This window comes from Paenibacillus tundrae (genome assembly GCF_036884255.1).
In the GTDB taxonomy this organism is placed as follows: Bacteria; Bacillota; Bacilli; order Paenibacillales; family Paenibacillaceae; genus Paenibacillus.
This window is the reverse complement of record NZ_CP145605.1, coordinates 3,758,113-3,779,655: the sequence shown is the minus strand read 5'-3', so window position 1 is coordinate 3,779,655 and position 21,543 is coordinate 3,758,113. Positions and strand designations below refer to the sequence as shown.

Below are 21,543 nucleotides of genomic sequence, written 5' to 3'. Positions count from 1 at the left end.
AGGAGGCATGACGAAGTGAATACTACAAATGTACGCATCGAGGACAAATTCTGGGAAGACTATTCTGCATTAGTAAGAGATACGGTCATTCCGTATCAATGGCAAGCATTAAACGACCGTGTAGAAGGAGCGGAACCCAGTTATGCTATTCGTAATTTCCGCATCGCCGCTGGACTCGAAGAGGGAGAATTTGGAGGATGGGTGTTCCAGGATAGTGATCTATATAAATGGTTGGAAGCGGTTGCTTACACACTACGCTCTCAACCTGATCCGAAGCTGGAGAAGATTGCGGATGAAGCCATTGAATTAATCGGCCAAGCCCAACGAGAAGATGGATATGTGAATACGTATTTCACGATTAAGGAACCGGGCAGAGAATGGACGAATTTATATGATGAACACGAACTCTATTGTGCAGGACACCTGATTGAAGCCGCTGTAGCCTATGCCGAAGCAACTGGCAAACGTCGATTGTTAGATATTGCATGCCGCTTTGCTGATCTGATCGATCGTTTGTTTGGGCTGGATGCTGGCCAGAAGCAGGGGTATTGCGGGCACCAGGAAATTGAACTCGCTCTGGTCAAGTTATACTATGCGACGGGAGAGCAACGGTATTTGAAGCTCAGTCGTTATTTCATTGATCAACGTGGCAGTCTTCCAAGTTATTTTGAGGAAGAATGGGAGCGACGCGGTAGAAAAGGTCCCTGGTCAGATAATAAACCTAATCTGGAGATGTACCAATCCCACCTGCCTGTACGTGAGCAGACAACCGCAGTTGGCCACTCCGTGCGTGCAGTTTATATGTACACAGCAATGGCTGATCTTGCTCGGTTGACACAAGACGATAGCTTGAAAGCTGCATGTGAGCGGCTATGGGAGAATACAACACGCAAGCAGATGTACATCACGGGTGGAGTCGGGTCAACCCATCGAGGAGAAGCCTTCACCTTTGACTATGACTTGCCGAATGATACGGTGTATGCAGAGACCTGTGCTTCCATCGGGCTTATATTCTGGGCACGGCGGATGCTTCAGCTTGAAGCAAAGAGTGAGTATGCGGATATTATGGAACGGGCGTTGTATAACAACGTACTTGGCAGCATGTCCCGGGATGGCAAGCACTTTTTCTATGTTAATCCACTTGAAGTATGGCCTGAGGCGAATAAGCGCAATCCGGATAAACAGCATGTTAAGCCCGTTCGTCAGGCATGGTTTGGCTGCTCTTGCTGTCCACCCAACGTAGCACGCTTACTCAGCTCGCTGAATGATTACATTTACGATGTATCTACAGAAGAGAATGAGATTCACGTCCATTTATACATTGGTAGTCATCTGCAATTCACATCAGCAGACGGGTGTGATGTATCCCTTCGCCAGAGATCGGAGCTGCCTTGGCAGGGCAAGGTGGAGTTTAACGTATCACTGAATGAGAAGCATGCGGGTGGAACTGCTTTTGCACTGTTGCTAAGAATTCCTAACTGGCATCAGAGCGGTCAGCCTGTCCTTCGCATTAACGGCGAGGTGCAGGTATACGATGTGAAGAACGGCTATGCTCAAATCAGTCGAATCTGGAACGATGGTGATGTGGTAGAGTGGTCGATACCTGTGGAGACGAAGTTAATTGCCGCTAACCCACAGATTAGAGCCAACGCAGGCAAAGTAGCTATTCAGCGTGGACCACTTGTCTATTGCGTGGAGGAGGCAGATAACGGTGTATTGTTATCATCACTTTCGCTTACTGAAGAGAGTTCATTAATTGAGCGCGAAGCTTCTGATTTACTTGGTGGCTGTATCGTTGTTGAAGGTGAGGCAAGAAGGGAGAACACCTCTGAATGGTTGGCCAATGAATTGTACAAACCATTGGCAGCTGAGCCGAAGAAGGTTCGATTTACCGCAATTCCTTATTATTTGTGGGGTAACCGCGAGGCTGGGGAAATGAGTGTCTGGTTACGTAATTCATAGAAGGATGTTATAGGAGTTAGCGATTATGCATAGAACAAATGACCTCATGAATAAATAACACGTAGAGATCCTTAGTCTTGGTGACTAAGGGTCTCTGTTTGTTGTTGTTCATATGATAAGATAATTAGATGCATAGAATAACTAGTGGAATCTGATTGGCGGTAATGCATGACTGCCATGTTAGATAATCATGATTAACATACCACTAGACAAGGGAGGAGTGTACAGTATGAGTTTAGAGAACATATCTAGTGAAGAGCGGACTGGAGCGATCAGAGCCTTTGAATCAACCATTCATAAATCAGAAAATGCATTAATAAATATGACGGAGAAGGGCACAAACACAACCTTAGTACAGAAACGGCTCACAGCGCTACGTATCGGATTAGCTATGCTTAAACATACGTGGCACGGCGAATCATATTCATACACTGATGAGGAAATACGAGAAGCTCAACATGTAATAACTGGTTTATTCCCTTCTCTTGAGACCCAGCACGCTAAAGCCAAAGTGGGCGGTGCCCAAAAAACGTTGTTAGAGAGAAGAATAAGAGCCTTTGAGCTAGCTATTCAGATCATGTCAACGAAAAAGGCAGCAGACGTCTAACATCTGCCACCCACGAATCCTAAGCGATATGTGTTGTAATCAAGGCTTACTATATTTCTATTTTCCAGTAGGTTTGTTTATTCCTAACGCAACTTAGGTATACGTGCATGTAAAGTTAGTGAACTCAGCAACAGATCCTACCTTAGAAGCGTAGAGACCAATAAGCACACCTGTGAACCCGCCAGCCACCTCGGATGATAGATATCTGGTCTGTGCCGTTCCAAGCGAAATATCCTTACCATCATAGTTCATAATGAAAGTATAACGATCAGGAGTGGATTGAATAGTGAGCGTAGCTTGATTGCTTACCCCCACATACTCTTCCTGTTCAATCGACTTGATATCACCAACATTCAGACGTTTAACAACGCTATATCCGTTATCGACTTGGCGAAGAGCCAGATCATAATGATGATTTTCATCCATATAGAGCGTAATACCCGCTTCCCCTTCAGTTAATGTGACATTACAAGAGATCATTACATTGAAATCTCTCTGACGTATGCCGATAAAAGTAGGGGACAATGGAGTGTCCAATGTGACATCTGTACCTCTTAGAATCACCTTGTTCCGAGCTAATTCATACTGCTGCTTAGCAGGGTGACGTAAATAACACCAGTCTAGATTCCAATCGGTATTTTCAAACGTATAGACGTTGCGCTCCTGTTGAACGGTTGCCTCAGAGATTCGATCGGTTTCAAAACTCGTAAGCACGGTGCCTTTATACCCCGCGGTAAACCAACCATCTTCATTAAATGTTACCGGTGTTAGAAACACTTCACGTCCAAGATGATGGTACGTCTGCCATCTTCCGATTTGACGGAAACCAAGATGAAGCATCCACCAATTGCCGTTCTCATCCTCTACAAGGTCTCCATGCCCAGCGCCTTGAAGCTCATAACCACCCAAATTACGATTGGTCAGAACAGGGTTGTGCGGGTAAGCCTCAAATGGACCTGATGGCGAATCCCCTCTCGCATAAGTAACCATATGGCCATACTCGGTTCCACCTTCGGAAGCCATGAGATAGTATGTTCCGTTTATTTTATACAGATGGGGACTCTCCAAATAGCGCCCGCCTGTACCATTCCAGATCATACGCCCAGGAGTTAGTTTACGTCCAGTTTCGATATCAATCTCACATTGGATGATACCTTCAACGCCGTTATCGTCGGTACCATTACTCATAAATAATGCTCTGCCATCCTCAAAGTATAGATCTGGATCGATGCCACCTTGATCGACATAGATCGGATCAGACCACTCACCATAGATATCGTCCGTCCATACGTAGAAATTCTGATGCGTAGTGTCATTTGTTGTGGTCATATAGAATCGGCCATTGTTATGCCGGATGGTTGGCGCAAATACGCCACCGGAGCTGTTAACCGTCTCTAATTGAATCTGGTTTGGCCGTGTTAAGCAATGTCCGATCTGTGTCCAATTGATCAAATCTTTACTTTCGAAAAGCGGAACGCCAGGAAAATATTGGAAAGAGCTACATACGAGATAATACGTGTCAGCAACTTTGCAAACGCTAGGATCAGGATAGAAACCTTTGATGACTGGATTAGTATATTTCATTCTTTAGAGCACCTCGTTGTAAATTCATATTTATAAGAATTCATCTTAAACAGGTAATGATCTCAGGCATAATTTACAGTGTGAAAACAATATTTGAATGATCTCCACATCAAAAATTAAACACTATAGCAATAATATTTACAATGATTATGGTCTTGATGGAACAATGAAAATCCGTTAAATTAACATAAATAGCATTTCAATAATTGGAACTGGGAGAAATTCTGAATGATTAGAGCTAATGGAGATTCCAAATACATGCCACTGTATGAAGCACTGGCTAGCGAAGTACGCTGGAGAATAATGTCCCATCTCTCTGAAGGAGAGATGAATGTGAAAGATCTAGCTGATGTGCTGGAGCTTAGTCCTTCCATTGTTACGATGCATGTTCGTAAATTGGAGCAAGCGGAATTGATCGGCAGTCATAGAGTACGACTGAACGGAGGTACACACAAAATGTGTTTTCTCAAACAAGATGCAATTGAAATTGAATTGCCTTCGGTGGGTTCATTTGCAAACATCAAAGAGCAAAGCATTTCAGTGGGTCACTATACAGCGTTTGAAGTACATCCGACCTGTGGGCTGGGAACGCATGAGAAAGAAATTGGCGTATGGGATGATCCACGCTATTTTCTTGATCCTGAGCGTGTTCACGCAGCAATTCTGTGGTTTGGTCGGGGGTATGTGGAATATAAAACACCTAATTATCTTCTGCCTGAGGATACACCCAGTGCGATTGAGATCTCAATGGAAATTGCTTCGGAGGCGCCTGGTTTAAGGGATGATTGGCCCTCGGATATCACATTTTCATTTAACGGGGTGCAGCTTGGCACATGGACTAGTCCTGCTGACTTTGGGAGAGCTGCTCGTGGAAAATACACGCCGTCATGGTGGCATAGAAACGTTAACCAATATGGCCTACTGAAGACGATTCGAGTGGATGATCAGGGCACAACAATAGATGGAGAATGGCTGTCGGATGTAGGTATCAATGATATCAAGCTGGAGGAGTTATTCTGGACGCTTCGTTTTTCCGTGGAGGAGCATGCCACAAATGTGGGCGGTTTGACGCTGTATGGAGCGGGCTTCGGTAACCACAATCAAGACATCATCATTCGTACGATACAGCCTAGAGCAGATAAGGGTTGATATACCCTTGTGAAACCACGCTATATATTCAACGTATCCGTTATTCAGGAGAAGCATGGTTAATTCGGTTAGATGAGTTGAGGCATTCTAATCCTAGTGTTGGCTTTGCGTGATCCAAACACATACATCTGTCGAATGGAGAATGATACCATGGGCGAAGATATGAGCCGTATTGGAGTATCCAGCAAGCGAGTACCAGACCTAATGAAAGCATTAGTCTATGACACGTACGGTACACCGGAAGTCTTGCGCTTGGAAGATGTAACCGTTCCGACTCCGAAGGAACATGAAGTGTTAATTGAGGTTCATGCAACGTCGATCAATTCTTGGGACTGGGATCTCCTTCTGGGGCAACCATTCGTTACACGCATCGGCGCAGTCCGCAAACCCCGTTATCCAATTCTTGGTGCAGACGTAGCAGGGACAGTCGTCGCGGTTGGCGGTGCAGCAGGGCAATTCCAAGTTGGTGATCGAGTGTTTGGCGATCTGTCAGCCTGTAACTGGGGTGGATTTGCGGAGTATGTGTGTGCCAGTGAAACGGCATTGACGCCTATACCTGCCGGAATCACTTGTGTACAGGCAGCAGCAATCCCTCAAGCGGCAGTTCTTGCATTACAGGGTTTGCGTAATCGCGGGACTTTGCAACAGGGGCAACGAATTCTCATTAATGGGGCTGGGGGTGGAGTTGGAACATTTGCTCTCCAATATGCCAAGTTACACGGTGCAGAAGTGACCTGTGTTGATCACGGTGAGAAGCTGGAGATGTTACAGGCTTTGGGTTCGGATCACGTCATAGATTACCGGAATGAAGACTATACTGCGCAGGGAATGACGTATGACGTAATTCTTGATGTGATAGGGAATCGTAAGGTGACAGCTTTGAAACGAGCACTGCGTAGCGGCGGTCGGTATGTAATGATTGGAGGCCCGATGGGGCGAATTGTAATGAATCTATTGTGGGCACCAATCGTTTCGAAGCTTGAAAACAAGAAAATATCAGTGCTTATGCACAGACCGAATGCCGAAGATCAGAGTGAATGGATCGAGCTGGTTGAATCCGGGCATGTCATACCGATCATCGATCAACAGTATCCATTACGTGAAGCACCTCAGGCATTTCGTGATATGGGAGCAGGTCGTGTGAAAGGAAAAACGATCATTATCATGAAAGAATAGTCTGCTCACACTTCGATGGAAGCGAAGCTTTATTGAGTTTAAATACATCCATTGGTCTGCGCATAGCTCGTCATAACAGAAGTACCGAACTTCTCCTGCGTGATATTTTTTTGGAGGTGTTTCGGTGATAAGTAAAATAATAGATATACTCGTAGTCGCTATGTTAGCGGCTTTTTTATTTCTCAATGAATGGGAAAGAAAATTTACAATGACCATATATTTACAAAAAATGATGCACATGCTATGTTTACTTTGAAAGCGCCATCATGAATGGGTTCATTGACAAATTTCATTATCATATCTCAAACGGAAGGGAAGATGAAAATGGAAAATTGGCTTAGAAAGGCAACCGCAATGATGCTGGCATTTGCTCTACTACTAGGATTGATGACAGCGCCCGTTCATGCAAACAATGCACTTTTCACCATCGAAGCAGAAGACGCTCAGCTCACTTCGGATCTTCAAGTAGTCACCGAGATTTACGGACAACCCAAGCCTGGATATTCAGGTAGCGGATTCGTCTGGATGCAGAATTCAGGGACGTTAACTTTTACAGTGAATGCTCCCGAGACCGGCATGTACGCGATCTCTACTCGATACATGCAGGAGCTTAGTGCGGATGGCAGAGTTCAATACTTAAACGTGAACGGTGTGACTAAGGGTTCGTATATGCTGCCGTACACGACAACATGGTCGGACTTTGACTTTGGTTTTCACAAGCTGAATAAAGGCAGCAACACAATCCAGATCAAGTCTGGATGGGGCTTTGCATATTTTGATACCTTTACTGTGGATCATGCGGATCTTGATCCATTAAATGTACAGCCGATTCTTACCGATCCCGAGGCAACACCAGAAACACAAATTTTAATGAATTATTTAACGGAGGTATACGGAAACCAGATTATTTCAGGTCAACAGGAGATTTATGGAGGAGGGAATGACGGAGACACAGAGCTAGAGTTCGAATGGATTTATGATCTTACTGGCAAATATCCAGCGATTCGCGGCTTCGATCTGATGAATTATAATCCGCTCTATGGTTGGGAGGATGGCACAACGGATCGGATGATTGATTGGGTTAATAACCGAGGTGGAATTGCAACAGCTTCATGGCATATCAATGTACCACGTAATTTCATTACGTATCAGCTTGGAGATTTTGTGGATTGGAAGGAAGCCACGTACAAGCCGACAGAAACCAATTTTAATACAGCCAATGCTGTTATTCCAGGGACGAAAGAATATCAATATGTAATGATGACAATCGAAGATCTGGCAGAACAATTGTTGATTCTCCAAGATAACAATGTGCCTGTTATATTCCGTCCTTATCATGAGGCTGAGGGTAACGGTGGTCTGAATGGGGAAGGTGCATGGTTCTGGTGGGCTTCCGCAGGAGCAGAGGTGTACAAAGACCTGTGGGATCTAATTTACACAGAGCTTACGGAGACGTACGATCTTCATAACTTGATTTGGACCTATAACAGCTATGTGTATAGCACATCTCCAGCTTGGTATCCTGGCGATCATCAAGTGGATCTGGTTGGATACGATAAATATAATACGATCTATAACCGGTATGACGGCTTGTCTGGAGTCCCGAATGAGGACGCTATTACTTCGATTTTCTATCAGCTTGTGGATCTGACGAATGGTAGCAAAATGGTTGCCATGACAGAGAACGACACGATTCCAAGTGTGCAAAATCTGAAAGAGGAGAGAGCGGGATGGCTGTACTTCTGCCCTTGGTATGGCGAACACCTCATGAGCACGGCATTTAATTACCCAGCGACCTTAACCACACTTTATCAGAGTGATTATGTTATCACATTGGATGAACTGCCGGATCTAAAGGTCACCAATCCTAATCCGAGTGCATCGATCTCACCGGGAACCGTCGAGTTTGACAAAAACACACCTAATCAAAACGACAAATCCGTGACGGTGACTGCCAATGGGAATACGCTTACTGCTGTCCGTGCAGGCAATACTGTGCTTAACGCAACAACGGATTATACCTTTAATGGAAACACCTTGTTACTAAATAAAGCTTACCTTGCCACGATGCCAGTAGGAGAGCATTCGATTGTACTGGATTTTAATCAAGGGCAAGATCCGGTGTTAAAGGTTAAAATTGTGGATTCAACGCCGAGTTCCAATGCGACCATCACACCTGTGAATGCTACATTTGACAAAGCAACGAACGCAGTGCAAGATGTTTCCGTTACGCTTAACCTGAATGGCCGTCAGCTTACAAGCATAACAAAAGGGAATGCTACACTCGTATCGGGTCAGCATTATACAGCTTCAGGCTCGACGGTGGTGTTGAAGCAATCCTATCTCACAACGCTGCCGCTCGGTCAAAATTCCTTGACCTTCCACTTCAATGGTGGAAATAATGCTGTGTTAACCGTGAACGTTGTAGACAGTACGGTTATTGTACCGCCTACTGGAGACTTGACCATTCAAGCATTTAACGGCAATACCAGTTCTTCGACCAACGGAATTTCGCCCAAATTCAAATTAATCAACTCAGGTAATTCGGCAATTCAGTTAAGTGATGTGAAGCTTCGGTATTACTATACGATTGATGGGGAAGAGGCACAGACCTTCTGGTCCGATTGGGCAAGTGTTGGCAGTGCGAATGTAACAAGCAAATTCGTCAAATTGGCAACTCCGGTTGCCGGAGCCGATCATTATCTGGAAGTTGGCTTCACAAGTGCAGCCGGAACGTTGAACGCAGGTCAGAATGCAGAGATTCAAGCGCGTTTCTCCAAAAATAACTGGTCGAATTACAATCAGTCTAATGACTACTCGTTCAAGGCATCTGGCACGCAGTTTGCCAACCATGAACAGATTACTGGTTATGTAGGCGACGAGCTTGTATGGGGAATTGAACCGTAACGAGGTAGAACGAAAGAGTGGAGAAGGAGCACGTCCTTCTCCTCTTTTTTTGAATTGAAGTGAAGAGGCGAGAGGGAATAGTGACAGTTCACTCAGCAGTCGGCAATGATAATCGCAGATCAGAGAGCTTCTTGACATCTATGTGATGAATCGTTACTATGTCTTGTATGACAGTAAGTACTGACATTCTATAGAAGAGAGGACAGAGAAATGTCTAGTCGTACAGACTATAGCAGCAAAGAACGATTAATGATGACTGCGATTGATTTGATCTCAAAAAAAGGTTATAAAAGCGTAACAACGATGGAAATCGCGACTACTGCTGGCTTAAGTGAGAAAACGCTATTTCGCCAATTTGGAACCAAGCAGAACCTTTTGGAATCGGCATTTGATCAATATTATTACTCCGAAGAAATGACGAGGATCTTCAATGAAAAGCTAGTCTGGGATCTGCACACCGACTTGCTTTTGATTAGCAGAACGTATCACGAGATCATGAACCGCAATCGGAAGCTGTTTCTGATCGGGTTTAAGGAAGAGGAACATCTACCGGGGCTTCGGGATCGTACGATTAAACATCCAAGACAGCTCTTAGAGATTATTACCGAGTATTTTAGCATCATGTATGACAAAGGGAAGCTGGTTCAAACGAATTTTGAGCATCAAGCCTTTTCATTTATGGCTTTGAATTACGGTGTGTTTATTAACAATTTGGATGAAGATGCTCGTTTTCCATCGCTCTCTTTGGATCGCATTATTACAGAAAGTGTATGGACGTTTACTAGGGCTTTAACCCCCTAGTTTTTTTTAGCTCTCATATGTCAGTAAGCACTGACAGTCATTTTTCACTTAAGTTTAACGAATTATTTCGCATAAGCTCCGAGCTGAGTGACACATCTAGATTATAGAAATGAGGAACATATATGACTACCAATCATTCTGCTTCACAGAGTAAGGAGACGTTATTACTCCGAGTGCTTGTCTTCACCCTGATTATTTCTGTCATGAATGGCATGATGTTTAATGTGGTATTGCCGGTAATTAGCAAACAATTTCAGCTTACGGCTTCTCAATCGAGCTGGATTGTGACAGGTTATTTGATTGTATATGCAATTGGAACAGTTACTTATGGCAAGCTCACCGATAGGTACAGCATAAAGCACTTAATTACGTTTGGTCTATTATTGCTCGCGGCAGGTTCTGTGATCGGCATCGTAGCTACTCAATATTGGATGATTATTGTTGCACGGATTGTGCAAGCGGCTGGAGCTGCTGTCATTCCTGCACTTGCTATGATCATTCCGGTTCGTTACTTCTCACCTAAGAAGCGGGGTCAAGCCCTGGGCACCTCTGCCATTGGTATTGCTCTTGGATCTGCGTTAGGTCCTATTGTTGCCGGATTCGTATCTAGTGCCTTAAGCTGGCAGTTTCTATTTGCTATTCCGTTGCTTTCGCTTGCGACACTACCTTTTTATCGAAAGTATCTGGATGACGACAGAGGAGTCAGTGAAAAAATGGATTATATCGGGGGATTAACATTAGCGGGGACAGTTGCTGCCTTGTTACTCGCGTTGACTCAATCCAACCTATGGTTCTTAGTGACAGGCATCGTGATCTTGATCTTGTTCATCTTACGAATTCGTTACGCTGAAGCACCATTCGTCAAGCCAGCCGTATTCCACAACAAACCTTATGCCATTGGCATGGGCATTGCATTCGTGCTGGTCGCCATTGGTTTTGGCATTCCATTTATAACGCCACAATTACTAGCACAAGTTCATGGCTTCTCACCAGCTCTAACTGGAATGATCATGCTCCCATCCGCGCTCGTTGCTGCTCTTCTAGGACGTAAAGGCGGGAAGCTCGCCGATGAGAAAGGGAATGCTTTTCTGTTATATACGGCTTCTGTACTACTCATCATCGGTTTCATTTGCTTATCCTTTGTTATCAGTGCGTCACCGATTTGGATTGCTGTATTTCTGATCTTGGCAGTGTTAGGTCAATCCTACATGCAGATCGCGATGTCCAATACGATTGCACAGACACTTCCCAAGGAGCACATCGGCATCGGAATGGGATTGTTATCTATGTTCAATTTCATCGCGGCATCTGTATCTACCGCAGCTCTTGGCAAGGTGCTTGATCGGGGGGCAACTTCTGTTCATTTGAATCCTTGGATAGAAGTGAAGAGTACTTTCGTGTATAGTAACATTTTTGTCGTACTCGCCTTATGTGTCGCTGTGATGCTGCTGTTTTATGTGATGCAGTATGGACGTAAACCCGTCGTAGACCTTCAGGTCAGACAGAATCGTTAACAGAATGGGGGGACAGTCTCGAATTATTCGGACTGAAACCCCCATGTTTCACCGCTTCCAATGTCAAGTGTATGTCCATTCACGATAACCGTATGGTCGTTATGCCATTGTAGCTCTACTTGATCCATCTTACTCTCCCAATACACCGCTTTTCTGAACCACAGTGCTCCTTGTAACTCCCCTACAATACCGAAGCTTCCCATGGCTCCCGCATCCGTTTTATAGAAGTTAATCGTATAGTGCTGGTTAGGTGAGTGCGTTGTAGTGAGTAGTACTTTGGCTCCTGAGAAGATAGATGTAATTGTTACGACAAAAAGCAGGATGGAGACTAATATGAATGAGAGGATCGTCGAGATCCAGCTTCTGATCTTGGCAAATAAACTTGATGTGTCCATAAAACTTATGATGGAAAGGATGAACATCAGAATAGAGAGAATCACCATGACATAACTAGGTGCAGCAATCATCCACATATGATGGATACTTGAATAGAAGGTGTACAACGAAACAGAGTACAACAAAAGGATAAGAACTAGTGCAATCCAGCTTATTTTTTTAACGATGATGAAGTCTCCCTTCACACATGCTAGATTCAGATTACAGTATTTCAGAGCCATCTTACTCAAAATATGTAACTATATCATATCTTCCTAATATACATAGTATTATAAGGTTTTATTGGGAGAAATGTCCACGATATCAACTTCTATTAAGTTTCATTATTACTCGCTGGAGCAGTACAGAGCTATCTACATCATCAATAGATGTGTTCATATCCCAGCAGGAATCCCTCATGCTTCAATCTGCAAAAAAACAAAAAGATGATCCGTGTGAAGTACATTGAGTACAGGGATCATCTTAGATTATTCATTCGATCGTTCTCTAGAAATGAAGAAATCAATTAGTAATTAAAACTGATAAAGGCGTACGCCATGCGAAGGAATGGTTGTACTTAAACGGTTCTCGCTTAACTCGGCTTGATCGCCACTCCACAGTTCAGTACCCTTTGTAATACCTGAGAGGTTAATCTCTTCGAGGCTGAGTTCAAGTGGCAGAAGCTTGTCACCAACATTGAAAATTGCAGCATAGGAGGAGCCTTCAGCATTCTGTGCAGTCCAGACGATCAGATCATCACGGCGCAGCGCTTCTCTCGCACCATAGCTGTCGCGATGCATACGCAGAACTTCACGGTTGGTTAGTAGCGAGAGCGTCCATTCATCGTTGTCTCGTAGTTCACCGCCGAAGATGAGTGGGGAGCGGAAAATACTCCATAACGACATCATCGTCAACTGTTCATCCGGCGTGAATCGAGTCCAACGGTCGGCTCCGCCACCGTCAACAGAACGGATGCCGATGTGACCCAGTGGCAGCATATCACAGTCTGGCCAGCAGCCTTCCTTAGGAATACCCTGCCAGGTTCTGCAACGATCAAACATATCTAGCAGCAGCGGCCATAGATCCCAGAAGTCATCCGTGACTCGCCACATATTTGCATGTTCAGCGAAATGTTCAGCGTACTCTACTGGAGCAGGCCCAGGAGAGAGGCTCAGAACCATGGGGCGCCCAGAGCGTTCAATCGCTTTGGCGATCATCTCAATCTCTGGCTGATGTGTGTCATAAAGTCTAGAAGCGGCAATATCATCTACTTTTACCAGATCAACACCCCATTGCGCATACAATTCAAAGAGCGAGTCGTAATACGCCTGTGCACCTTCCTTAGAGGAATCTACTCCGTACATATCTGTATTCCACGGACAAATGGAGTTCGGATGCGCAATATCACGCGCAGTCGCAGTTGTGCCAAGGATCGGTGTAGCTGCGTGTGCAGCTTGTCTTGGAATGCCGCGCATGATATGGATGCCAAATTGAAGCCCTAGGCTATGTACATAATCGGCTAATGGTTTGAATCCTTGCCCATTCGCAGCAGAGGGAAACCGATTCTCAGCAGGCATCAGACGGGAGTATTCGTCCATAATTAATGGAACGAAAGCGCGGTATTGAGACGAGTTAGCCAAAGGTTCGTACCACTGAATATCGACCGTAATATAGCTCCAGCCAAAGTCTTTGAGATGCTCTGCCATGTATTCGGCGTTGCCGCGAATTTCGTCTTCTGTAACGGCTGCGCCATAACAATCCCAGCTATTCCAGCCGAGAGGTGGAGTTGAGGCTACAAGTTTATGATTCATCATCATGCTCCTTTACTGATTCTTTATTGCTCTCTTACAATTATCATAGTATAGGAGAATATCAATAATCTACAGTAATCTAGATGAACGAATAGCAATATATTGCGGTCAGTCGAAGAACAATTTGCGATAAACCAGACTTTCTCCTCCACTGCGAAAATCGCCGGGTGTAATGCCAGTTAAACTGCGAAATGCTTTGATAAAGTAGCTTCCACTGGAATATCCAACACGCTCTGCGATCGTTTCAACACTTAAGTTCGTGCCACGAAGCAACTCCATCGCCTTCTCGGTACGGATGCGAGTCAAATAAGCTCCAGGCGTTAAACCTGTGGTGGAGGAAAAGCGGCGAATGAAATGATATTTGGAGAGAGAAACAAACTCGGACAGTTGATCCATACTGATCATCCTAGAATAGTTGTTTTCAATAAAATCAACGGCTTGTTGGATAGGTTCCGACCAGGTTTCCCTGTTCTGCAGGGTTGTTTTCTGTAACCTAACCAATTCAGTCATGAATTGATAGACGCACGAGGACGCCATTAGCGGATCTGTGATTCTGCCTGCCGCTGCATCGGTTACCATCATTCGCAGCAAGCGAATCGGAGCACATTCATAAGGAAGATCGGGGATCTCTCCTGATTCACGAAGGAATTTTCGCCAATGGGGCAGTACAAGATTAGGTCTGAACAACAAAAATATGAATTCCCACGGTTCTTGCGATTCCGGAGGATAATAATATCGATGTGAACTCGGGATTTCGGCCAAAAATGCTTGTCCTGCGGTGACACGATGAACGCGACCTTGTGACTCAAATACACCTTCGCCGGAGATTGTATACTGAAATAGAAGCAAAGGTCCATCTGTACGCTCCAATCCGTCCCAATGATAAGAAGCATCGGTTATTGAATCAGACCCTACTGCAAATAGAACGCAAAGTTGTAGATCGGTATCCTCAGCGAACCGAAAGCCATAGGTACCCCTGGGTATGTTCATAAATACTTCCTCCTCGCTTAGCTGTCATGATTGAGTTTACGGAACAGTGGTTCATTGATCGTTCTATTATATCGTATCAAGTTTAAGGAACAACCAAACGAACGAATGAATATTTTTAATGACCACTTTACATACTACACAGGTAATAAAAACGACATCTAGGAGGTTTTACCTTGAATCAATTTTCACAAACTCAACAAATTACGCAGTTAGCTCAACAGCTCACTCAACAAACGCAACAAGCATCCATGCAATATCAACAGCTTTTGAGACAAGAGCAGAGCAATGCTGAGCAACTGAACCAAATCGCACAGCGGGAGCAGCAAGCAGCTCATATCATTCAAACAGCTCTTCAAGGGCATCAAACGGCGATCCAACAATTACAACAAATTGCAAACATTGCGCAACAAATTGCACATACAGCAACTCAGAATGTATCTCACATAGAACAACCTTATAACAATCCACTGATTGGTTCTCCTGCTTCAACTTATGGAAACTTCAGCAACCAGAATCGTCAGTAGGATATTGGCATTAGCAAAAAGGAATGAAGCAAAAAAGGAACCCATAACGTGGGTTCCTTTTTGGTGTGTTACATGCTCGATAAGTCAGTTATTACTCAAGCATCTTAAGCATTTAAATCATGCAAGCCAGGACTATGCTCGTTCGGAAGCTCTGGCATATAGGGCAACGGAAATCCTTGTGGTGGCTCCGTGACTTGCAGCTCACCGCCATTCCGACTCGGGGATTGTCCGCTGTATATTTCAGCAATCCGTGTCTGGTCTAAGCGGAAGTTAAATTGTGCATTATGGTAACCGAGATCAACGTACTTCTGGCATTCCGGATACTTGTTAATATCGTAGTTGGGAACAGGGAACAATTTTCCCCAATTGACGCCAAGTGTTTCAAGAGCTTTCGCAAATGCATTTTGATGAGCGTTATCACGAACGATCAGGAAACCTAACGTTTCACGGAACGCTTTGTTAGTGCTCATTTCGTAGATTCTTGTTTTTTGAAGTACACCTGTTGACTCCAAAACAACGTTATCCAGCAAATTACTAACGAGGTTACCGTGATCATATACGTAATTGCCAAGCCACGGATTCCCTCCAGCATCTACGGGCAGTGAGCTCTGTGCACCCATAATGTAATGATGAGGATTGGCATGTTTGATTGCTTCGTCCAGCGGAGCACCATCGATGCCAGCTTGACCAGCACCTTCAGCACCTGCACCAGTCAACAATTGATTAATCGTTTGTTGCACCAATTCAATATGACTTAATTCCTCCAGAAATACACCCCGAAGGAGATCTCTATACTGTGTCGCTTGGCCACGGAAATTACTGCTCTGGAAAAAAAACTGCATCATCGTTCGCATTTCGCCGAATTGACCGCCAAGTGTTTCTTGCAGCACTTTTGCTGCAGCCGGGTCGGGTTTGTCCGGAACGATCATATTAATTAGGTCTTCTCTATAGAAAAACATGGTTGTCCTCCAATCAAGTAAGTTACAGGGTTAGTCTCTTCCTTCCTTCTCAATTTATGTGAAAGGATCCACTAACAAAGTTTGGTTACTTGATTATGAATATTATTTTGCTCTAAGGCAGACGATATCTCGGGTAAAAAACGATCACATGATCTGGAGGGGAAATAAAAATGGGTATTTTGAGTGGTAATCCGAAAAACGAGCCGATGCACTACGGAGAAATTTTCAGTGTGTGGGAATGTTCGATGATGGCAAAAGGTGCAGTGTCCTGTTATCAGGCTTATTTGAATCATGCGGGTGACAAGGATCTAAAAAAAATACTGGATGATCTATTGGATCAAGCCAAACTCGAAATTAAAGAATGCGATACGTTACTTACGGAGAATGGTATTGCACCTGCGCCAACATTGCCGGAAAGACCTCCCGTTAAGTTGGAAGATATTCCGGCTGGAGCTAGATTTACAGACCCTGAAATTGCCGCTAAAGTGGCAGCAGATACGTCTTTGGGGTTAGTTGCGGCGAGTCAAGTGATAGGTCAATCCATTCGGGAAGATATCGGAGCTTTATTTGCCAAATATCATGTAACAAAGACAGCACTAGGTGTGCGGATTTTGCAAATGAACAAAGAGAAGGGCTGGCTCATTCCGCCACCACTTCAGGTGAAAAGACCCGATTCTGATGAGGCTTAAGTAAACCCTTCGAAAAGTCGCTGTGAAGCGGCTTTTTGTTTTTTTATAGTATGCATGTGCGTCTGCTCATCATTTACGGTAGCTTGATTTTGTTTTGTCCAACATACTACTCTGTTGAAGAATCTGCACTTTTGATACTGGACGGAATATGCTGCTCGCCCCAGTTCACAATTGATTCAATTAATGGCACCAAATGCTGCCCAGAGGATGTCAGTGAATATTCCACTTTGGGCGGAACTTCATTATATTGCTCTCTGTGAACAATGCCATAATCAATAAGGTCTTTCAAACAATTCGTAAGCATTGTACCCGTTATGCCGTGAAGTCTTCTTTTTAATTCATTGTACCGGATGGTTTCATTCTCACTAAGAATTGCTAGTATTGGCAAATTCCACTTGCCTCCAATTACCTGGAATGCATAGGTTGCTGGACATAGTTGATCCAGATTGAAGTCATATTTCACTTGATAACCTCCATTAGTATACTTTTTGATACTTAGTAAGAAAAATAATAGTACTTGTTGTCAGGGTTGCAACTATTATAATCATACTAGAAAGAGCAATCAAATCATTTTTGAGGCTCCGAGAATTCGAAAGGTGTGATTACGAATGGCAGATGGACCTATGATGTGTGACTTAGCGACAGGCTTATGTGGCCCTGGTGATGAAGATATGATGCAAGAGGTGGATCTTAATCCATCGGAGAAGAAGATTACTTTGTATTACGCGACAGATCCAATCTGTTCGCACTGTTGGGCACTTGAGCCTGTACTGAATCGGTTTCTAGAGCAGTATGGTCAGTACGTTGATGTGCGAATCATGATGGGAGGGTTACTGGCGAGCTGGCAAGGCTTCTCAGATGGAGCGAACGGAATTCAGAAGCCTTCGGATGTTGCAGGTCATTGGAGAGAAGTGGGTGAACATTCCCGGATGCCGATTGATGGCTCAGTGTGGCACACCGATCCGATCCTTTCATCTTATCCTCCATCACGTGTATTCAAGATCATTCAACATACCCATAAGGGTAAGGAAGAGGAATTTTTAAGACGAGCGCGTGAAGCAGTGTTTGTATTCAATCGGAATATTGGCGATGAGCATGTGCTTATGGATATAGTGAACCAACTCGGCTTAGATGGTAAGCAAATTGTGGAAGAGGCCAGTCAGCAGTCCGCACAGGATCTGTTGGAAGAAGATTTTGAGACGGTAGCTCGCCTGGGCGTTAGAGGTTTTCCATCCATTGTGATGGTGAATGAAGAGAACAAAGGCATCAAAGTAGTCGGGGCACGCTCTCTGGACACGTATGTACAAGCGCTTCAGCAGATCATAGCGCGTGAAGTTACGCCTAGAGCCATCCCAAGCTTATCGAACAAGTTGAAAGAGACACACATGCTCTTCTCCAAAGAGATTGAAGTGATGTATGATCTGGAGCAACATGCGGTAGAGGCATTTATCACATCTGAATTGGCTCCGAATACCTATGAAACTCAACAGATTCTGGGTGAACTCTACGTGGTGCAGCGATAACATAGAAGAAATCTACTTCTGTATATGAAAACGACTATTAATAAATCGACATCTAGTTGTCGGTTTATTTTTTTGTCTGCGAATGAAATGCATCGTCACAATAACTTTGATTCTATGAATTGAAGAATTTGATTTATCGTACACAACTGAGTAACATTAGACTCATTGTCATTACCGACAGAATGCAAGATTACCCAAAGGAGAAATGAACATGTTTTTTAGAAAAATCGGTTATACGTTGTTAATCATCCTGGCTGCACTGGTGTTCTCAGGTTGTACGCCGCAGTCGCTTCTGGATCAGACTACGACTACGGCTTCACAGGATATGGGATTTGATGAGGTCGCCAAGTATATATCGGAGCACAATGCACTTCCGCCGAACTACATTACGAAGAAAGAGGCCAGAGCATTGGGCTGGGAACCGAGCGAAGGGAATTTGCACGACGTTGCTCCAGGCAAAAGCATCGGCGGGGATGTGTTTAGAAACCGGGAAGGCTTGTTACCGAATAAGAAAGGCCGAACGTGGTATGAAGCTGACATCCATTATTCAGGTGGAAGACGCGGAAGTGAGCGAATCTTATATTCAAACGACGGATTAATCTATAAGACAACAGACCATTATGAATCTTTTGAGCAGTTAAAATAACGGAGGGTATTATGAATATCATTCAGATTGATGGAGAGCATTTACTAGCGAGAGATGAACTGCATGCCATGCTTCAGGCGAAGCTTGAATTGGGAGAACACTACGGACGCAACTTAGACGCGCTGTGGGACTGCTTAACAGGAGGAGTGAGCATGCCGCTCACCATTCAGTGGGTTCATTTCGAGAAGAGTAAGCAAGTGCTAGGAGGATACGCTGACCAAGTCATTGATTTGATGCGCGAGGTAGAAGAGGAGATCGAAGGATTCACATTGGAATTGAAGTAGCGTATCATTCCACAGCTAAGCAATATAGATGTATGGTTACAAGGCGATGGGCGACCATCGTCTTTTTTTATATGTTTAGTGAGTGAGCAGTAGCTTGTTCTGTTGAGTGCGTTCGAGCGAAATGTCTAGATCATGCTAGACTTGTGGCTTGAAAATCAAGGTTTGGAACAATGTAGACGTTTAGTATGAATTTAAGCGTGTAATTTGAAAGCGCATTCTCAATGATGGACTGACTGTTGTTTTCACTATTCTATGGAGGGGGCATAAAAAAATGAGAGCCGTTTCAAAAACATTGGGAGCATGTATTGTCGCTAGTTGTATCCTGATTACCACGGGCTGTGGGGATTCTACAGATCAATCCGATTCAAGCAGCAGCGATCTGGATAGCCCAATAACGTTTAGCTTCTTTGGAGCAGATGCAAGTCCCAACTGGAACAATATGCAGGATGCGGTAGGAAAAAAGATTACTGAAGAGACCGGAGTAACCATCGATGCTGACTTCGATATTTCAAGCGGAGGCGGGAATGATCGTATTTCCTTGATGGCTGCTAGTGGCGATTACCCAGACCTTATCTTCCCCAAAGGCAACTTGTCCAGATTGGTTGATGCTGGGGCAATGATTGATTTGACGGATCTGATCGAAGAACATGCACCTAACTTGAAAAAAGTATACGGTGAGCATTTCAATCGACTGAAATACAGCAATGATGACCCTTCAATCTATTGGCTTCCAACCAATGGAGCAGTTGACCAGATTTATTTCGATGCAACGAACGGGGCGGCTATTCAGCACCGCGTGGTGAAGGAACTTGGATATCCTGAGATCAAAACGTTAGAAGACTATGAGAACGTGCTAAGACAATATTATGAAAAGCATCCTACCACAGAAGACGGTCAGCCAACGATTCCGTTGACACTTAGCGCAGATGGCTGGAGAAGGATGATTACAGTAACCGATCCTGCGGCGATGTCTACGGGTATTCCTGGCGATGGGGAGTATTATATTAATCCGGATACGTATGAGGCGATTCTGCACTATAAACGACCAGAGGAGAAAAAATATTTTGAATGGCTGAACAAAATGTATAATGAAGGTTTGTTGGATAAAGACAGTTTTGTCCAAAAGGATGATCAATATAAATCCAAAATCGCCAGTGGACGTGTCTTGTCATTGCTTGATCCGAACTGGGGCTTCAGCGATGCTGAGAATGCATTGAAAAGTGCTGGCAAAGACGATATGACATATGGATATTATCCGGTTACGCTTGATGAGAGCTTCCAGCGCAAAGATTTTCAAGATATCGGTTTTGATGGCTATGGTATCGGAATTACAGTGGATTGTGAAGATCCGGTGCGAGCCATCAAATTTTTGGACTGGATGTCTTCTGAAGAAGGGCAAGTTCTCAGAAACTGGGGTGTTGAAGGCGAGCATTATGTCGTAGAAGATGGTGTTCGCAACATTCCAGCAGACGTACAGGAACAGAAGAACAAAGATAACAATACGTTCTCCAAAGAATCAGGCGTTGGATTGTATTATATTTTCGGTGCACATTACGGCGACGGTGTGAAAGATTCAACGGATAACTACTACACAACCAATTATCCTGAACAGATTCAACAAGGCTATTCGGAAGTGGAGAAAGAAGCTTTGAAAGGATACGGGATCACAACGTGGAAGGATCTATTTCCTTCCGAAGAAGAGTTTCCGGTAAAAGAATGGGGGGCGGCTTACAATATGCCGATTCCTACGGATAGTGCGGATTATACGGTTGCGTACCAAAAAACGCAGGATATTGTCCAGAAGCGAATTGCAGAAGCCATCACCGCTTCACCGGATGCCTTTAGCCGCATATATGATGATATGCTGACGGAGATTGACAACGCGGGGGCAGTAGCGATGGAGCAGCAATATACGGAATGGATTAAAGATCGCGTTCGATTGTGGACGGGAAAAGAAATTCAATAGTAAAAATCAAACCGCATTGTGCCCATCTAAATGATGATTGATGAATGGTATTAATGGATTAAATCCTCCCAAAACA

19 protein-coding genes are annotated in these 21,543 nt (G+C 44.2%); 13 read left to right on the top strand and 6 right to left on the bottom strand.

Annotated features, from left to right (window positions below; translation table 11 throughout):
• Positions 1-15 precede the first annotated feature (15 nt).
• The gene (locus V6W81_RS16885) at positions 16-1,962 is read left to right on the top strand and encodes a glycoside hydrolase family 127 protein (RefSeq protein ID WP_338539837.1); all 1,947 of its coding nucleotides are present in this window, start codon (positions 16-18) and stop codon (positions 1,960-1,962) included.
• 229 nt (positions 1,963-2,191) lie between these two features.
• Positions 2,192-2,569: a hypothetical protein gene (locus V6W81_RS16880; RefSeq protein WP_145048707.1), complete on the top strand. Its 378-nt coding sequence runs from the start codon at positions 2,192-2,194 to the stop codon at positions 2,567-2,569.
• Between the two features lie 93 nt (positions 2,570-2,662).
• Here V6W81_RS16880 and V6W81_RS16875 read toward each other — a convergent pair whose 3' ends face one another.
• Positions 2,663-4,153, bottom strand: a complete 1,491-nt coding sequence (locus tag V6W81_RS16875; protein ID WP_338539836.1) for a glycoside hydrolase family 43 protein — start codon at positions 4,151-4,153, stop codon at positions 2,663-2,665.
• Between the two features lie 228 nt (positions 4,154-4,381).
• On the opposite strand from V6W81_RS16875, the gene V6W81_RS16870 reads away from it, so the two are divergent.
• The 5 genes from V6W81_RS16870 to V6W81_RS16850 all read left to right on the top strand — a co-directional run bounded on the left by V6W81_RS16870 (position 4,382) and on the right by V6W81_RS16850 (position 11,700).
• Positions 4,382-5,302: an ArsR/SmtB family transcription factor gene (locus V6W81_RS16870; RefSeq protein ID WP_338539835.1), complete on the top strand. Its 921-nt coding sequence runs from the start codon at positions 4,382-4,384 to the stop codon at positions 5,300-5,302.
• Between the two features lie 150 nt (positions 5,303-5,452).
• Entirely contained in the window at positions 5,453-6,478 is a 1,026-nt protein-coding gene (locus V6W81_RS16865) for an NAD(P)-dependent alcohol dehydrogenase (protein ID WP_338539834.1), read from the top strand.
• Positions 6,479-6,802: 324 nt separating this feature from the next.
• A complete protein-coding gene (locus V6W81_RS16860) occupies positions 6,803-9,385 on the top strand; it encodes a X2-like carbohydrate binding domain-containing protein (RefSeq protein ID WP_338539833.1) in 2,583 nt (860 codons plus the stop codon).
• Positions 9,386-9,595: 210 nt separating this feature from the next.
• Positions 9,596-10,186 carry a TetR/AcrR family transcriptional regulator gene (locus V6W81_RS16855; RefSeq protein ID WP_338539832.1) on the top strand — a complete coding sequence of 197 codons (591 nt, stop codon included), beginning with the start codon at positions 9,596-9,598 and terminating at the stop codon, positions 10,184-10,186.
• Between the two features lie 122 nt (positions 10,187-10,308).
• A complete protein-coding gene (locus tag V6W81_RS16850; RefSeq protein WP_338539831.1) occupies positions 10,309-11,700 on the top strand; it encodes an MFS transporter in 1,392 nt (463 codons plus the stop codon).
• Between the two features lie 23 nt (positions 11,701-11,723).
• Here the strand turns inward: V6W81_RS16850 and V6W81_RS16845 are convergent, their stop codons facing one another.
• The 3 genes from V6W81_RS16845 to V6W81_RS16835 all read right to left on the bottom strand — a co-directional run bounded on the left by V6W81_RS16845 (position 11,724) and on the right by V6W81_RS16835 (position 14,876).
• Positions 11,724-12,317, bottom strand: a complete 594-nt coding sequence (locus V6W81_RS16845; protein ID WP_338544014.1) for a DUF5412 family protein — start codon at positions 12,315-12,317, stop codon at positions 11,724-11,726.
• A 291-nt stretch (positions 12,318-12,608) separates the two neighbouring features.
• Complete coding sequence (locus tag V6W81_RS16840; protein WP_338539830.1) at positions 12,609-13,886, bottom strand: glycoside hydrolase family 27 protein; 1,278 nt, start codon at positions 13,884-13,886, stop codon at positions 12,609-12,611.
• A gap of 108 nt (positions 13,887-13,994) precedes the next feature.
• Positions 13,995-14,876: an AraC family transcriptional regulator gene (locus tag V6W81_RS16835; protein ID WP_338539829.1), complete on the bottom strand. Its 882-nt coding sequence runs from the start codon at positions 14,874-14,876 to the stop codon at positions 13,995-13,997.
• Between the two features lie 173 nt (positions 14,877-15,049).
• On the opposite strand from V6W81_RS16835, the gene V6W81_RS16830 reads away from it, so the two are divergent.
• Positions 15,050-15,400 (top strand): hypothetical protein, encoded by a 351-nt coding sequence (locus tag V6W81_RS16830; protein WP_056690309.1) that lies wholly within the window; start codon positions 15,050-15,052, stop codon positions 15,398-15,400.
• A gap of 104 nt (positions 15,401-15,504) precedes the next feature.
• On the opposite strand, the gene V6W81_RS16825 is transcribed toward V6W81_RS16830, so the two are convergent.
• Positions 15,505-16,359 (bottom strand): manganese catalase family protein, encoded by an 855-nt coding sequence (locus V6W81_RS16825; protein ID WP_310135949.1) that lies wholly within the window; start codon positions 16,357-16,359, stop codon positions 15,505-15,507.
• A gap of 170 nt (positions 16,360-16,529) precedes the next feature.
• Between V6W81_RS16825 and V6W81_RS16820 the strand changes: the two genes are divergently transcribed.
• Positions 16,530-17,048, top strand: a complete 519-nt coding sequence (locus V6W81_RS16820; protein WP_056690316.1) for a DUF3231 family protein — start codon at positions 16,530-16,532, stop codon at positions 17,046-17,048.
• Between the two features lie 106 nt (positions 17,049-17,154).
• Here V6W81_RS16820 and V6W81_RS16815 read toward each other — a convergent pair whose 3' ends face one another.
• A complete protein-coding gene (locus V6W81_RS16815) occupies positions 17,155-17,511 on the bottom strand; it encodes a winged helix-turn-helix transcriptional regulator (RefSeq protein WP_338539828.1) in 357 nt (118 codons plus the stop codon).
• 145 nt (positions 17,512-17,656) lie between these two features.
• Between V6W81_RS16815 and V6W81_RS16810 the strand changes: the two genes are divergently transcribed.
• The 4 genes from V6W81_RS16810 (at position 17,657) to V6W81_RS16795 (ending at position 21,467) form a co-directional block, all read left to right on the top strand.
• Positions 17,657-18,571: a DsbA family oxidoreductase gene (locus V6W81_RS16810; protein WP_338539827.1), complete on the top strand. Its 915-nt coding sequence runs from the start codon at positions 17,657-17,659 to the stop codon at positions 18,569-18,571.
• Between the two features lie 211 nt (positions 18,572-18,782).
• Positions 18,783-19,217, top strand: coding sequence for a ribonuclease domain-containing protein (locus tag V6W81_RS16805; RefSeq protein WP_338539826.1), 435 nt, complete (start codon positions 18,783-18,785; stop codon positions 19,215-19,217).
• Positions 19,218-19,228: 11 nt separating this feature from the next.
• Positions 19,229-19,501 carry a barstar family protein gene (locus tag V6W81_RS16800; RefSeq protein ID WP_145048733.1) on the top strand — a complete coding sequence of 91 codons (273 nt, stop codon included), beginning with the start codon at positions 19,229-19,231 and terminating at the stop codon, positions 19,499-19,501.
• A 271-nt stretch (positions 19,502-19,772) separates the two neighbouring features.
• The gene (locus tag V6W81_RS16795; protein WP_338539825.1) at positions 19,773-21,467 is read left to right on the top strand and encodes an ABC transporter substrate-binding protein; all 1,695 of its coding nucleotides are present in this window, start codon (positions 19,773-19,775) and stop codon (positions 21,465-21,467) included.
• The last annotated feature ends 76 nt before the right edge of the window (positions 21,468-21,543 follow it).